We start from the raw sequence: 14,996 nt of genomic DNA on the forward strand, positions 1-14,996 counted from the left end.
GCAATGATGACGGGGGGCAGCCTTTGGCCGATCATCGCGACGCTCGCGGCGCAGGGCGCCCCGGGCGCCGAGATCCCGCCGCCGCCCGCGCCCGAGGACCCACCGGTTGCCGGCGATACCGCGCCGGCCGAGCAGCCCGCCGAAGAGCTCATCCCGCCGCCGCCACCGGTCGACTGGCAGGAGATGGTCAAGGACGATCTGGTCACCCAGATCATCGAGGGCCGCCGCCGCCCCGGCTATCGCCCCGACCTTCCCGACGCGCTGACCCAAGATAATGTCGGCGCGCTGCGTCCGCCGCCGCCGCAGGCGTTTCCGGGGATGGAGGATCAGTTGCCGGTCCCCGACCGCTGGCGCCTCGTCGAAACGCTGGGGGTGGTCAAGGAACGCTGGTTCGACCCCTATAATCAGAACACGTACAAGGGCGACCGCGCGATCGACCGCAGCAAGGTCAAATGGCTGCCGATCAAGGGCGACGACTGGTTCTTCGTCGCCAATGCCGTGTCCGACACGGTGTTCGAGCCGCGTACCTTCCCGATTCCCGTCGGCGTCCAGACGACCGAGCGGCCGGGCAGTCTCGATGTGTTCGGCAAGGACCGCAGCTTTGTCTTCGCCCAAACCTTCATCGCCGGCGCCGCGCTGATCAAGGGATCGACCGCGTTCAAGCCGCCCGACATCGAATATCGCGTCACCCTCGCCTATCAGGCCAATTATGTCGACGTGCCCGAACGGCGCGTGCTCGACGTGCGCCCGTCGAAAGCGAGCCATCGCTACGACAGCTTCCTCGGCGTGCAGGAATTGTTCGTCGACAAGCATCTCGGCAACACCTCCGACCGCTATGATTTCTATTCGATCCGCCTCGGCATCCAGCCGTTCCAGAGCGATTTTCGCGGTTTCCTGTTCAACGACAGCCAGCTCGGCATTCGCCTGTTCGGCAATCGTGACAACAACCGCTTCCAATATAATCTCGCGGCCTTCTGGCGGCTCGAAAAGGACACCAATTCGGGTCTCAACGACATCACCCAGACCCCGCGTGACGATTTTGTCCTGACCGCCAATCTCTATCGCCAGGATTTCCCGGTCGTCGGGCTGACCAGCCAGATCAGCGTGACCTACAATATGAACCGCGAAAAGAATGACGTGCAGATCGATCACAACGGCTTCCCGGTGCGCCCGGCGCTGCTCGGCGACCTGCGCGGGCGCGAATATGATGTCGTTTATCTGGGTTACAGCGCCGACGGGCGCATCGGGCGGATCAACCTGACTGCGAGCTTCTATGCCGCGCTGGGTGAGGACCGGAACAGCTTCTTCACCAGCAAGAAGGCTGAAATTCGCGCGGGCTTCGGCGCGGTCGAGCTTAGCTACGATCATGACTGGATGCGTTTCCGCCTCTCGGGGCTCTATGCGACCGGCGACGGCGATCCGTATAACAACACCGAAGGCGGGTTCGACGCGATCTTCGAAAACCCGATCTTCGGCGGCGCCGACACGAGCTACTGGATCCGCCAGACGATTCCGTTCGCCGGCGGCGGGCGCGTCATTTCGATCAACGGTCGCAACGGCATATTGAACTCGCTGCGTTCGTCGAAAGAGGAAGGCCAGTCGAACTTCAACAATCCCGGCACCGTCTTTGTCGGCGCCGGCGCCGATTTCGACCTCACCCCGGAATTTCGGATCAGCACCAATTTCAACCATCTGTGGTTCGCCGACACCTCGAGCCTGCAGGCGCTGCGCACCGAAGGGTCGATCCCCAAGGACATTGGCTTCGACCTGTCGGTCGCGACGATCTGGCGGCCCAAGGCGACGCAGAATATCGTCGGGCGCCTCAGCGGCGCGGTGCTGCTGCCGGGGAAGGGATTCAAGGATCTGTTCGATAACAAGCAGAAGAACGACGCCTATGTGTCGATCCTCGCCAATGTGATTTTGAGCTTCTGATGCTGCTGCGTAAACTCTTTGCCCTGTTCGCTTTCCTGCTGATGAGCGTCAGCCTGGGTGTCAGCGTCACGCGCGCGGCCGAGGAAGAAAAGCCGCTCAAGATCGAGTATCGCTTCACGCCCCCCGCGCCGCGCGAACAGAGCGAAGCCGACGTCAGCGCGAAATCCGAGGGCTGCTACAGCTGCCACACGCGCACCGACCAGCCGTCGATGCATGCGACCCCCGCGGTGCGGCTCGGCTGCACTGACTGCCATGGCGGCGACGCGGCGCAGCGCGGGACGCCCGGCCTCGGCTACCAGCACCCGACGAACAAGGCGGTGATGAAGCTTGCGCATCCGCAGCCGACCTTGCCCGGCGCGTGGCATGACAGCTCGGCGAACCCCGAGCGCAGCTATACGTTGCTCAACAAGGAATCGCCCGAATTCATCCGCTTCGTGAACCCCAGCGATTACCGGGTCGCGCGCGAGGCATGCGGCGCGTGCCACCTTGAGGTGATCGAGGCGACCGAACGATCGATGATGTCGACCGGTGCAATGTTGTGGGGCGGTGCAGCGTACAACAACGGCATCGTGCCCTACAAAAATTACATCTTCGGCGAAGCCTATACGCGCGACGGCAAGCCGGCCTGCGTCCTGTCACCCTCGTCGCGGTTGACCGCCGAGGAATATAAGGAAGCGTGCAAGCCGGGCTTCGGATTCGACAAGATCTTGACCGACGACGAGAAAAAGCGCGGCGCGCTGGCGAAAATGTATCCGCTGCCGCGCTGGAGTGTGCTGCCGCCGGGCGACGTGTTCCGCGTCTTCGAACGCGGCGGGCGCAACATCAACACGCAATTCCCCGAAATCGGCCTGCCGAACCCCACCGGCAGCATCCAGCGGCTCGAGGAGCCGGGGCGCCCCGACCTCAAGCAATCGAACCGCGGTCCCGGCACGGGCCTGCGCGTCTCGATTCCCGTGCTCAACATCCACAAGACGCGCCTCAACGATCCGCTGTCGTGGTTCATGGGCACCAACGACCAGCCCGGCGACTATCGCCATTCGGGCTGTTCGGGCTGTCACGTCATCTATGCCAACGACCGCGAGCCGCGGCACAGCCTGACCTATGCCAAGTTCGGCCGCGACGGCGAGACCGACACCGTCGACCCGACGATCCGCGAAAAGCTGCGGGCGGGCGGCGACGGCCACGAGAAAAAGCCCGGGGGCGGCGGCCATGCCGATCCCGAACATATGGCGCCGAATGACGGGCATGGCAGCGGCGGCGGGCATGGCTCGCTGATCGATCCGGCCGCGGCTGCGGCGGGTCCGCAGCAGCAACCGCCGAAACCGCGCCGCGAATCGGGGCATCCGATCAGCCACAGCTTCACCCGCGCGATCCCGACGTCGCAGTGCATGTCGTGCCACATGCACCAGCCGAACATCTTCCTGAACTCCTACCTCGGCTACACGATGTGGGATTATGAATCGGACGCGCCGCAGATGTGGCCGGGCCCGGACAATAGCGCGCCGCGCCCGCCGGGGATGAGCGACGCGGACTATCAGAAAAAATACAAGCAACAGCGCTATCCGACCGCCGCAGAGGCGCACAAGGTGCTCGAACGCAACCCTGAGGCGGCGGCGACGCGCGGGCTTTGGGCCGACGTCGAATTCCTGCGCGACGTCTATGACGTCAACGACAGCAACAAGGATACGCAGTTCGCCGATTATCACGGCCATGGCTGGAACTTCCGCGGCGTCTTCAAGCGCGACCGGAGCGGCAATTTGCTGACCGCCGACGGCAATATGGCAACCTATGGCACCGATGCCGCGAACATCATCGATCCCAAGGACCCCGAGAAATGGCGCAAGAGTTGTAGCCATTATACCGACCCCAAGGAGCGTGACATCTGCCTGTCGAGCGCTGATCCGGGCCGGCCGGGGGTAGAGGGCAAGTTCGTGCCGCCCGGCCTCAACCCCGGCAAGGCGGTCCATATGATGGACATCCATGCCGAAAAGGGGATGCAATGCGCCGACTGCCACTTCGCGCAGGACAGCCACGGCAATGGCTATATCCAGGGCGAGGTCGCCAATGCGGTCGAGATCAGCTGCAAGGATTGCCACGGCACCGCCGACGCCTTGCCGAACCTGCTCACCTCGAACGTCGCGGCGCGGCCGCAGGGCAACAACCTCGCGCTGCTGCGCAACCCCGACGGGCGGCGGCGTTTCGAATTCCAGTATAATGACGATGCCGAGGTGATCGGGCTGATCCAGCGCTCGATCGTCGATCCGAAGCTCGAATGGCAGGTCAGCCTCGTCAAGCAGGCGGTGACCCCGGGGCCGCATTTCAACGCCAAGGCGGCGCGCGCCAAGCTGATGGCGCGGTCGGGCGCCGAGGACGGCAAGTTCGAATGGGGGCCCGGTGTCGCGAAGGAAGATCGCGCGCACGGCGACGACAAGATGACCTGCTTCACCTGTCACCTGTCGTGGACGACGAGTTGCGGCGGCTGCCACTTGCCGATCGAGGCGAACTGGAAGACCAAGATGCACCATTTCGAAGGTGAGGAGACGCGCAACTTCGCGACCTACAACCCGCAAGTGGCGCGCGACGAGATGTTCCAGCTCGGCCGGCACCAGCTGACCAAGCCGGGCGAACCCGGCCCGAACGGCGAGGTGCGCGGCATCATCACCCCGGTGCGCTCGACCTCGGCGCTGGTGCTGTCGTCGACGAACATCAACCGCGAGCGCATCTATGTGCAGCAACCGCCGATCTCATCGGCGGGTTATTCGAGCCAGGCATTTGCGCCGCATTTCCCGCATACGGTGCGCCGTTCCGAAACCAAGCAGTGCAGCGATTGCCATTTGTCGGCCGCCGACGACAATAATGCCATCATGTCGCAGCTGATGCTGCTTGGCACCAACTTCGTCAATTTCGTCGGGCTCAACGTCTGGTCGGGCATGGAGGACGGCTTCCAGGCCACCCGCGTCACCGAATGGGACGAGCCGCAGGCGGTGATCGGCAGCTATCTGCACAAATATAGCTACCCCGACTTTTGGAAGCTGCACGTCGACCAGAATGGCAAGGAGCTCAAGAACTGGGTGCGCGGCAAGATCTTCGACGAAAAGGGGTCGGGTGAGACCCACGCGCTCGAGGAATTCGCTAATATCGTCCAGGACACGAGCGGGCGGGTGAACTGCCTCCAGCAGCGCGGCGAATATATGTTCGTCGCCGAAGGTCGCGGCGGTTTCCGCGTCTATGACGTCGCGTCGATCGGCAACAAGGGCTTCTCCGAACGCATCGTCCGCGCACCTTTCTCGGCGCTCGGCCACGACACGCATGTGAAGACGAAGAATGCGACGTGCATGGCGGTTGCGACGACGCAGCCGGTCAGCATGAGCCGCAACGAGAATATCGTGAAGAATTTCCCCGAAAATCACGAGCAGGTGATGCACGACATATACCGCTATGCCGTCATTACCGACAGTGTCGAAGGCCTCGTGCTTGTCGACATCGACACGATGGCCGACGGCGAGTTCCGCAACAACAAGCTGACGCGCGCGCTGACGTGGAACGAGGGCAATGTGCTGGCGGGCGCGCGGCATGTGACGCTTGCGGGCAGCTTTGCCTATGTCACAACCGACGCGGGGCTGGTCGTGCTCGACCTGTCGGTGCCGCTCCAGCCGAAGGTTACGGCGCAGTTGTCGCTGACCGATGCGCGCGCGAGCGCGGTGCAGTTCCGATACCTCTGGGTCACCGATGGCGAGGGGGTGAAGCTGTTCGACGTCACCAATCTGGCGCAGCCGGTCGCGGTGCCCGAAGGCACCGTGCACCTCGCCAACGCGCGGAAGATCTATCTCGCGCGCACGTACATGTATGTCGCCGCAAAGGCCGACGGGCTCGTGATCGTCGATGTGACGCGCCCCGCGGCACCGATCGTCTGGCCGGGGCTGACCTTTGGCGGCGCGCTCAATGACGCCGAGGATGTCATCGTCGCGTCGACCAATGCGTCGCTGTTCGGTTATATCGCCGACGGTCGCAACGGCATCAAGGTGCTCCAGCTGACCAGCCCCGACAATCCGGGCCTCTACGGCTTCTCGCCGAAACCGACACCCGAGCTCATCGCCTGGGCGAAGACCCCGTCGCCCGCGCTCGCGCTGTCAAAGGGCCTCGACCGCGACCGCGCGGTCGACGAAACCGGCGGCCAGATGGCGGTGTTCGGGCGCGTCGGCTCGCGGCCGTTCACCCGGCCCGAAATGGAGAAGCTGTTCCTCAACAGCAGGGGAATGGTCTACAAGGTCAGCGACGAAGTCGACCAGAATGGCTGGCGGCCGCCTTTGCTCTACGCGAACTAGCGCGCGGAGCATAAGCACGATGTCCGCTCCCGACCCCAAAGCCGAGGTCGCCTTGAAATAAGACTTTCCTACATTATCGGGCTATGCCAGCCTTCATCCGGCTCTTTCATTTGCTGAACGGAAAGCGGTCGCTGCCCGGCTTGCGGGTGGGGCCACGGCGGAGCGGGCCGGCGCGTCCGGCACGCCGCGAGGTCCAAGCCGGGGGGACGCATAGGGCTGAACTTTCCTGAACTTTGGAATTGTTACGCCGTCCTTGCGCCGACCGGACACGACGCGGGATGACGAAGGAGGAGAGGTCAGCTCACCGGCAGGAAGCGACCGGGAGTTGCCGATAGAGATGTGAACCCCGGCGAAAGCCGGGGCCCAGAATTCCAGCGTGACCTGGCTTATCCCGCACTGGGCCCCGGCTTTCGCCGGGGTTCACGAAGGGAAGCTCACCACCCCAAAACGGACTTTACTGCCGCTCGGCTTGCACCACTGTGTCCGACGCGCGCAGCGCCGACAAGATGCGCATCACATGCTGGACGTCGCGCACCTCGACGACGACGTCATAGGTGTGGAAACCGCCCTCGCGGTTCGACAGCCGCAAATTGGTGATATTCGCCGAATTGGCGGCGAGGATGCCCGACATTTCGGCGAGCGTGCCCGGTTCGTTGAGGATGACGATGCACAGCCGCGCATTGCCGCCCTCGCTGTCTTCCTGCCAGCGCAGATCAATCCAGTCGGCGTCGACCCCGTCGGCGAGGCGGGGGCAGTCGATGACATGCACCTCGATCCCCTCGCCCGGCCGCGACAGGCCGACGATGCGGTCGCCGGGGACGGGGTGGCAGCAGTCGGCGAGTTGATAGGCGACACCCGGCGTCAGCCCGGCGATTGACACCGCCGCACCCTGCACGAGCTTGCCCGGCTTCGTCTTCATCTCGGCGGTGATGCCGGGGACGAGCGCTTCGAGTACCGCATTGTCGGTCAACCGCTGCTTGGCAATCGCGACATAGAGCGCGCTGTCATCGTCGAGTTTCAGCCGCTCGCGCGCTGCAATACGCGCCTTGTCGCCGACCTTGTTCGGCAACCGCGCGACAATCTCGTCGTACATCTTGCGGCCGAGTGCGGCGAGCTCGACCTTTTCCTTCGATCGCACATGGCGTCGGATCGCGGCGCGCGCCTTGCCGGTGACCGCGAAGCCGAGCCACGCCGGCTGCGGCTTCTGCTTGTCGGAGGAGAGGATCTCGACCGTGTCGCCGTTCGCGAGCTGGGTGCGCAGCGGCACCAGCCGGCCGTTGACCTTGGCGCCGACGGTGCGGTCGCCTAGCCCGGTGTGGACGGCGTAAGCGAAGTCGACCGGCGTCGCGCCCTTGGGCAGCTGGTGCAGGCTGCCCTTCGGCGTGAAGGCGAAGATGCGGTCCTGATACATCGCGATGCGCGTATTCTCGAGAAACTCTTCGGGGTCGTGCGTCTGCTCGAGGATTTCGATGAGGTCGCGGATCCACCCCGCCTGTCCGTCGGGGGCGGTGCCGCCCTGCTTGTACGCCCAGTGCGCCGCGAAGCCGAATTCGGACTGCTGGTGCATGCCCAGGCTGCGGATCTGGATTTCGATCCGCATATTCTGCTGGTGCATGATCGTCGTGTGCAGCGACTTGTAGCCGTTGCGCTTCGGCGTCGAGATATAATCCTTGAACCGGCCGGGGACCATTTTCCACTTGCGATGGATCAGCCCCAGCGCGGCATAGCAATCGGCATCGGTCGGGGTCACGATGCGAAAGGCGATGATGTCGGTGACCTGCTCGAAACTGACGTGGCGTTCCTGCATCTTGCGCCAGATCGAATAGGGATGCTTCTCGCGCCCCGACACATCGGCCTCGATGCCGTTCTTCGCGAGCAGGTCCTTGAACTCGCGGCTGATCGCGGCGACCTTGTCCTTGCCGCCGGCGGTCAGCTTGGCGAGGCGGCCGGTGATCGTCGCATAGGCTTCGGGTTCGATTTCGCTGAACGCGAGAAGCTGCATCTCGCGCATATATTCATACATGCCGATCCGCTCGGCGAGCGGGGCATAAATATCCATCGTCTCCTTGGCGATGCGGCGGCGCTTTTCGGGATCCTTGATGAAATGCAGCGTCCGCATATTGTGGAGCCGGTCGGCGAGCTTGACCAGCAGCACGCGAATATCGTCGGACATGGCGAGCAGGAACTTACGCAGATTTTCGGCCGCGCGCTCATTCTCGGTCTGCGCCTCGATCTTGCTGAGTTTGGTGACACCGTCGACGAGCCGGCCGACGTCGGCGCCGAACAGGCGCTCGATCTCCTCGGGCGTCGTCAGCGTATCCTCGAGCGTGTCGTGGAGCAGCGCGGTGACGATCGTTTCGCAGTCGAGATGAAGGTCGGTCAAAATGCCCGCGACTTCGACCGGATGGCTGAAATAGGGGTCGCCCGAAGCGCGTTTCTGGCTGCCATGTTTCTGGACGGTAAACACGTAGGCGCGGTTCAGCAGCGCCTCGTCGACGTCGGGATCATAAGCGCGCACGCGCTCGACAAGTTCATATTGGCGCAACATTGCGTTCAATGTCGTTCATGCCGGCCCAATTGCAATGCGAAATTTGCTTGCGTGGAACGGCAAGGGGTTAGCAACTTTGGTAAAGTCGATTGGAAGCATCGTTCGCCGCGCGTAGGACGGGGGCCGATGGGGACCGATACTCTCGATTCGACCGCGCCGCCGCGGGTGTCGATGGTGATGCCCGTGCACAATGGTGCGCGCTGGCTCGCCGAGGCCATCGATTCGGTTCTGGCGCAGGATTTCAACGATTTCGAACTGATTCTGGTCGACGACGCCTCGCGCGACGCCTCGCCCGACATCATAGCCGGCGCCGCGGCAAGCGATCCGCGCGTACGGCTGCTCCGCCTCGATACCAATGTCGGGCTGCCCGCCGCGCTCAATCATGGCTTTGCGGCGGCGCGCGGCGCTCTCCACAGCTGGACCTCCGACGACAATCTGCTCCGGCCCGAGATGCTGACCCGCCTCGTCGCGACGCTCGACGCGCATGCCGGGGCTGACATTGTTCACGCCGATTTCACGCTGATCGATGACGAAGGCGTCGAACTCGGCCGCTCGCGCGTCGGACCGATCGAGCGATTGCTCTATGGCAATAATGTCGGCGCCTGCTTTCTCTATCGCGCGCGCGTGACCGAAGCGCTCGGCGGCTACGACACAAGGCTGTTCGGGGTCGAGGACTATGATTTCTGGCTGCGTGCGGCGCTGCGCTTCACCTTCGTCGCGTTGCACGAGGATCTATATGTCTATCGCAAGCATGGCGGCAGCCTGACCAGCCAGCGCGCCGAGCAGATCCAGGCGCTGACCGCCCAAATCGTCGAACGCGCGCTGCCCGAAACCCTGCCGGCGCGCAATCGCAGCGAAATCCTGCTCGGGCTAGCGCTCCGCAGTCAGCGGCGCTGGCGGCTCGACCTCGTGCGCCGCGCCTTTCGCGCCGATCCGCGGCACGTCGCCGCCCAATTGCCCGCGCTGGCGCGCTGGTCGCTGGTTGTTGCACGCAACCGCATCGCTGCCTGACGCCAACGAGGCCCGCCCGCCCCGTGGGAGGGGCGGCGCGAGCCTGCGTGGTCGATGTTCAGCCTTGGCCGTTGCAGCGCGCCAGTTCGGCCGCCTCCAGCGCCTTGCCACCCGCGACGAAGCTCGCCACGGGTCCGGCCGCCTTGGCGAGCGATGAGCACATGATCAGCGGACGGCTGTTTCCCTGGCTGGCGATGCAGCTGGTGCCCTTGCAAGCCCAGACGACGTCGCGCGCCACGAAACGCGCCTCGGGGGCGGGGCTGGCAAGCTCGGCGCGGTAGTAAGCGCCGCCCGCCGCGGCCGCCGCGGTCGACCAGAAGGTCAGGCCGCCGATCAGTACGGCGCCTGCGAGCGACAGGAAATGGGTGAGGGGGGAAAGCTTGAATATGGGCATCTGGACCTCCTGTTTTTGCGCAACCTAAAGGTTGCGAAACGCAACTAGATGTATGAGTTGCGAAATGCAACGGAGGCCCTATATTTTTTTGGCGCACATTCCGATTTTACGTTAGGGCTTGGCTCATGGGAAAATTACGCGAAGTATTGAACGACATGACCGGGGGCAATTGCGCCCTGCCTTTGGCCCTGGAAGCGATGGGCGAGCGATGGTCGTTCATGATCCTTCGCGCCGCCTTCAACGGCGTCCATCATTTCGAGGAGTTCCAGCAGGAACTGAACATCGCGCGCAACATATTGTCGAACCGGCTGTCGCGGCTGGTCGATCATGGCATCATGGCGCGCGAGGTGATGGCCGAGGACCGGCGCAAGGTTCGCTACCAGCTCACCGAAAAGGGTATCGAGCTGCTTCCAGCGATGATTGCGCTGCGCCAGTGGGGCGAAAAATGGGGCGCGGGCGTGCCCTCGACCCCGGTGCTCGTCGATGCGCGCGACGAACAGCCGATCGGCCCCGTCACGCTGACCGCGCACGACGGCCGGGTGATCGGGTACAAGGAATTGCTGTGGAAGCATCGTTCGGAACTGCAGCCGCTCGGCCAGGCACGCGTGCGCGCCGAGGGCGGACTGGCGCCGGTCGCGGCCGAATGATCCACCGCTCGGGTTTCCGCGTACGCGGCCGCTGACCATCGCTATCGCACGGACCCCCATGCCGCTGTTCCGACTGACTTCGCCGGGCCCCTTTTTCGACAACAAGGTGCGGGCCTTCTGGAATCTCCAGATATTGGGCTGGGCCGCGTGGCTCGGCCTGCGCGGCGTGTCGGGACTTGCCAATGGGCAATCGCTCACTTTCCTCGTGCCGCAGACGATTTCGGCGATCACCGGCTTCTCGCTCTCGCTGATCCTGTCGGTCTGCTACCGCGCGCTGATCAGCCGCCGTCCGCTCTTGATGTGGGGGGTCAGCTTCGGCCTTTCGGGTATCGCGACCGCGCTTTGGGCCTTTATCGACGCGTGGGTCGCGCAGATCCAGAATCCGAACAGCGAAGCGGGGTTTACAAGTCTTTTGCTCGGCGCGGTCTATATCGACGCGACCTCGCTCGCGGCCTGGTCCGCGCTCTATTTCGCGATCAACTATTTCCTTCAGCTCGAGGAACAGAATGACCGCGTCATCCGGCTCGAGGCGCAGGCGGCGTCGGCGCAGCTCGCGATGCTGCGTTACCAGCTCAACCCGCATTTCCTGTTCAACACGCTGAACAGCATTTCGACCCTCGTGCTGCTCAAGCAGTCGGAGCCCGCCAACGCGATGCTGTCGCGCCTCTCCGCTTTCCTTCGCTACACGCTCGCCAACGAGCCGACCGCGCAAGTCACGCTGGCGCAGGAAATCGAGACGCTGAAGCTCTATCTCGACATCGAGAAAATGCGGTTTGAGGAGCGGTTGCGCCCCCACTTTGCTATCGACCCGGCGGTCGCGCGCGCGCGATTGCCCTCGCTTTTGCTTCAGCCCATGGTTGAAAATGCGATCAAATATGCGGTCACGCCGCAGGAGGACGGTGCCGATATTACGATTTCCGCACAGCTGGCCGGTCAAAATGTTCGGATTACCGTGTCCGATACCGGCGCGGGATTGCCAGCTGACACCGCGGACCCCACCACAGGCAGTGCAACGGAATCGACCGGCGTGGGTTTAGCCAACATCAGGGACCGGTTGGCGCAGGCTTTTGGCGACCAGCACCGGTTCGACGCCCATCGGGGCGCTGAGGGCGGGTTCACGGTGGTTATCGAGTTTCCGTTTCAGCCCGATGGGCAAGTGACGATTGGAACCGAACGGACATGACGATCAGAACCATCCTGGTGGATGATGAAAAATTGGCCACCCAAGGCCTGCAACTGCGGCTTGAACCGCACACGGATGTCGAAATCGTCGACACCGCGCAAAATGGCCGCGAAGCCATCCGAAAGATCAAGACCCACAAGCCCGACCTTGTTTTTCTCGACATCCAGATGCCGGGATTCGACGGTTTTTCGGTGATCCAGGGGCTGATGGAGGTCGAGCCGCCGCTGGTGGTCTTCGTCACCGCCTATTCGGACCATGCGATCCGGGCGTTCGAGGCGCAGGCGGTCGATTATCTCGTCAAGCCGGTCGAGCCCGAGCGGCTCGCCGACGCGCTCGACCGCGTCCGCCAACGCCTCGCCGAAAAGCGCGGCGTCGCCGAGGTCGAGCGGCTCAAAAATGTGCTCGCCGAAGTCGCGCCCGAAGCGGTCGAAGAATATGATGCCGAGGTTCAGCCCGATACGCACGCCGCCGATCGTTATGAAAAGATGATCAACATCAAGGATCGCGGCCAGATCTTCCGCGTCGACGTCGACAGCATCGAGCGTATCGACGCCGCGGGCGACTATATGTGCATCTATACCGCCGACAACAGCCTGATCCTGCGCGAAACGATGAAGGATCTGGAAAAGCGGCTCGACCCGCGCAATTTCCAGCGCGTCCATCGCTCGACAATCGTGAACCTGTCACAGGTCAAGCAGGTCAAGCCGCACACCAACGGCGAATGCTTCCTCGTGCTCGGATCGGGCGCGCAGGTGAAGGTCAGCCGCAGCTATCGCGACGTGGTGGCGCGGTTCGTGCATTAAATTAGGTTCGCACAAAGGCACAAAGCCACGAAGATTTCCCAAACTCCGTTCGCACGAACGGATTGGGATCCTACTTCGTGGCTTTGTGTCTTCGTGCGAACCAAAAATCGCAACGTCGCGGTTAAAGCTGGTGCCCCGTCCGGTCGCGCTTTGTCGCGAGATATTGCTCGTTATATTTGTTCGTCGGCAGCGCCAGCGGGATACGTTCGACGACCTCGACGCCTTCCTTCTCGAGCCGCGCGACCTTTTCGGGGTTGTTCGTCATCAGCCGGATGCGCGGGATGTTCAGCAATTCGAGCATCCGCCCGGCGATCGCGAAGTCGCGCGCCTCGACCGGGAAGCCGAGCCGCAAATTGGCGTCGACGGTGTCATAGCCCTGATCCTGCAGCGCATAGGCGCGCAGTTTGTTGACGAGGCCGATGCCGCGGCCTTCCTGCCTGAGGTAAAGCAGCACCCCCCATGGCGCATCGGCCATCGCATGGAGGGCGGCGTGAAGCTGCGGCCCGCAATCGCATTTCAGGCTACCGAGCACGTCGCCCGTGAGGCATTCGCTGTGCAGGCGGACGACGGGCGGACTCGCGTCGCGCTTGCCGATGATGAGTGCGACATGGTCCGATGCTTCTTCGGGTGAACGAAAAGCGACGATCTCGGCGGTTTCGCTCGCCTCGACCGGCAGGCGCGCGCGCGCCGCGACCTGGAGCCGCGCGGGATCGAGCAACGCGGCGACATCGTCGGCGCTACACTTGGTCTCGGCCTCTCCCGCCGCCGCGCGCACGAAGAAGGCGGGCAGCAGCCCGGCGTGGCGCGCCATCGTCATCGCGGCGGTCGCCGCCGCGTCGCCGCCGGTCGCGATGGTGCGGAACGGTCCTTTGAGCGGGTTGGCGAGGTCGAGCGACGGATCGGCGATCGCGAGCGCCGCTGCGACCCGGTCGGCGGCGTCCGCTAGCCGCACCGGCCCCGGTGTCGCCGCGATGCGCTGATTGGTGAGCTTGAGAGTGACCGCGCGCTCGCCCGAGAGCAGGACATCGTGGCTGACGAATTCGGCGAGTGCCTCGTCGCGTGCGCTTTCGACCGCAAGCAGATCGAGCGCGCCCTCGGCGCCGACCACACGGAACGGCCAGCCGCGCCGCAGCGCATCGATGGCGCGCGCCGCCTGACGGGCGCCGGCGTTGCTCAAAAAGCGAACTCCGTGATGAGCGGGATGTGATCCGACGGACGCTCCCAGCTGCGCGCCGGCTGGACGATGCGATGCGACACCGCCTTGGGCATTAGATCGGGGGTCACCCACATATGGTCGAGCCGGCGGCCGCGGTTCGATGCTTCCCAATCCTTCGCGCGGTAGCTCCACCAGGTGTAGAGCGGCGCCGGCGCTTCGATGAAATGGCGGCCAAGGTCGACCCAGTTCGATGCCGCCTGCAGCCGCGCGAGGGTTTCGACCTCCAATGGCGTGTGGCTGACGACGTCGAGCAGTGCCTTGTGGTTCCACACGTCACTTTCGAGCGGCGCAACGTTGAAATCGCCGGTCAGCACCGTCGGCGTATCGGCAAGCGCGCCCGACCATTCGGTCATGCGGCCGAAGAAATCGAGCTTCTGCCCGAATTTCGGATTGAGCTCGCGGTCGGGAATATCGCCGCCCGCGGGGATATAGACATTGTCGAGCCGGACGCCCGACGGCAGCGTCACCCCGACATGACGCGCCTCGCCATTCGCCTGCCAGTCATATTTGCGCACATCGGTCAGCGGCACCTTGCTGACGATCGCGACGCCATGGTGCATGCGCTGGCCGTGGGTGACGATATGCTTGTACCCGAGGCTCTTGAACATATCGGGCGGGAATAGCCCGCACTCGACTTTGGTTTCCTGCAGACAAAGAATGTCAGGTGCTTCTTCGCGCAGGAATTTCTCGACGATGCCGATGCGGGCGCGGACGCTGTTGATGTTCCACGAAGCGATGCTGGTGCGAGTCATCCGGTGGCTCTATCGGTGCGCGCCGGTACCGTCCAGCCACGTAAGCTGAGAGACCGGAACAGCGGACAAATTAAACCCCCGTCCCAGGGGCGGTGGAACGGGGGTTCAAGGTCAGCGTTCGTCACGCTCTTGAATGAAGGTGCCTGGCAGTCCGGGTGGGGCAACAGGGGGAAACCCAAATCCGG

The 14,996-nt window shown here is 63.8% G+C and carries 10 protein-coding genes; 6 read left to right on the forward strand and 4 right to left on the reverse strand.

All coding sequences use genetic code 11. The features are described from left to right. Nucleotides 1-3 precede the first annotated feature (3 nt). Together V6M50_RS17795 and V6M50_RS17800 are read left to right on the forward strand one after the other, a co-directional pair. Nucleotides 4-1,932 (forward strand): hypothetical protein, encoded by a 1,929-nt coding sequence (locus tag V6M50_RS17795; RefSeq protein WP_332819920.1) that lies wholly within the window; start codon nt 4-6, stop codon nt 1,930-1,932. Continuing rightward, nucleotides 1,932-6,257 (forward strand): hypothetical protein, encoded by a 4,326-nt coding sequence (locus V6M50_RS17800; protein ID WP_332819921.1) that lies wholly within the window; start codon nt 1,932-1,934, stop codon nt 6,255-6,257. Before V6M50_RS17795 ends, V6M50_RS17800 begins: the two co-directional genes overlap by 1 nt. Before the next feature lie 454 nt (nt 6,258-6,711). Here the strand turns inward: V6M50_RS17800 and V6M50_RS17805 are convergent, their stop codons facing one another. Further along, nucleotides 6,712-8,805 (reverse strand): RelA/SpoT family protein, encoded by a 2,094-nt coding sequence (locus V6M50_RS17805; RefSeq protein ID WP_332819929.1) that lies wholly within the window; start codon nt 8,803-8,805, stop codon nt 6,712-6,714. A 126-nt stretch (nt 8,806-8,931) separates the two neighbouring features. On the opposite strand from V6M50_RS17805, the gene V6M50_RS17810 reads away from it, so the two are divergent. Beyond that, a complete protein-coding gene (locus tag V6M50_RS17810; RefSeq protein WP_332819922.1) occupies nt 8,932-9,816 on the forward strand; it encodes a glycosyltransferase family 2 protein in 885 nt (294 codons plus the stop codon). 58 nt (nt 9,817-9,874) lie between these two features. Here V6M50_RS17810 and V6M50_RS17815 read toward each other — a convergent pair whose 3' ends face one another. Further along, nucleotides 9,875-10,210, reverse strand: coding sequence for a CC_3452 family protein (locus V6M50_RS17815; RefSeq protein WP_332819923.1), 336 nt, complete (start codon nt 10,208-10,210; stop codon nt 9,875-9,877). Between the two features lie 125 nt (nt 10,211-10,335). Between V6M50_RS17815 and V6M50_RS17820 the strand changes: the two genes are divergently transcribed. From V6M50_RS17820 to V6M50_RS17830, 3 genes are read left to right on the forward strand one after another with little or no spacing between them, the layout of a single operon-like run. Next, complete coding sequence (locus V6M50_RS17820; protein ID WP_332819924.1) at nt 10,336-10,857, forward strand: winged helix-turn-helix transcriptional regulator; 522 nt, start codon at nt 10,336-10,338, stop codon at nt 10,855-10,857. Nucleotides 10,858-10,915: 58 nt separating this feature from the next. Continuing rightward, nucleotides 10,916-12,040, forward strand: coding sequence for a sensor histidine kinase (locus V6M50_RS17825; RefSeq protein WP_332819925.1), 1,125 nt, complete (start codon nt 10,916-10,918; stop codon nt 12,038-12,040). Beyond that, a complete protein-coding gene (locus V6M50_RS17830; RefSeq protein ID WP_332819926.1) occupies nt 12,037-12,843 on the forward strand; it encodes a LytR/AlgR family response regulator transcription factor in 807 nt (268 codons plus the stop codon). The genes V6M50_RS17825 and V6M50_RS17830 overlap by 4 nt, the downstream gene beginning before the upstream one ends. Nucleotides 12,844-12,964: 121 nt before the next feature. Here the strand turns inward: V6M50_RS17830 and ribA are convergent, their stop codons facing one another. Continuing rightward, on the reverse strand, nt 12,965-14,020 hold the full coding sequence (gene ribA, locus V6M50_RS17835; RefSeq protein WP_332819927.1) for a GTP cyclohydrolase II: 1,056 nt from the start codon (nt 14,018-14,020) through the stop codon (nt 12,965-12,967). After that, on the reverse strand, nt 14,017-14,811 hold the full coding sequence (locus V6M50_RS17840; RefSeq protein WP_332819928.1) for an exodeoxyribonuclease III: 795 nt from the start codon (nt 14,809-14,811) through the stop codon (nt 14,017-14,019). Before V6M50_RS17840 ends, ribA begins: the two co-directional genes overlap by 4 nt. Nucleotides 14,812-14,996: the final 185 nt, after the last annotated feature.

The sequence above is a fragment of the Sphingopyxis sp. genome (assembly GCF_036675685.1).
Classification (GTDB): Bacteria; Pseudomonadota; Alphaproteobacteria; order Sphingomonadales; family Sphingomonadaceae; genus Sphingopyxis.

Bases quoted from the DNA above. Each gene is read 5' to 3' on its own strand.
- V6M50_RS17800 (WP_332819921.1), top strand. From the start codon at position 1,932: ATGCTGCTGCGTAAACTCTTTGCCCTGTTCGCTTTCCTGCTGATGAGC.
- V6M50_RS17795 (WP_332819920.1), top strand. From the start codon at position 4: ATGATGACGGGGGGCAGCCTTTGGCCGATCATCGCGACGCTCGCGGCG.
- V6M50_RS17815 (WP_332819923.1), bottom strand. From the start codon at position 10,210: ATGCCCATATTCAAGCTTTCCCCCCTCACCCATTTCCTGTCGCTCGCA.
- V6M50_RS17805 (WP_332819929.1), bottom strand. From the start codon at position 8,805: ATGTTGCGCCAATATGAACTTGTCGAGCGCGTGCGCGCTTATGATCCC.
- V6M50_RS17820 (WP_332819924.1), top strand. From the start codon at position 10,336: ATGGGAAAATTACGCGAAGTATTGAACGACATGACCGGGGGCAATTGC.
- V6M50_RS17830 (WP_332819926.1), top strand. From the start codon at position 12,037: ATGACGATCAGAACCATCCTGGTGGATGATGAAAAATTGGCCACCCAA.
- V6M50_RS17825 (WP_332819925.1), top strand. From the start codon at position 10,916: ATGCCGCTGTTCCGACTGACTTCGCCGGGCCCCTTTTTCGACAACAAG.
- V6M50_RS17840 (WP_332819928.1), bottom strand. From the start codon at position 14,811: ATGACTCGCACCAGCATCGCTTCGTGGAACATCAACAGCGTCCGCGCC.
- V6M50_RS17810 (WP_332819922.1), top strand. From the start codon at position 8,932: ATGGGGACCGATACTCTCGATTCGACCGCGCCGCCGCGGGTGTCGATG.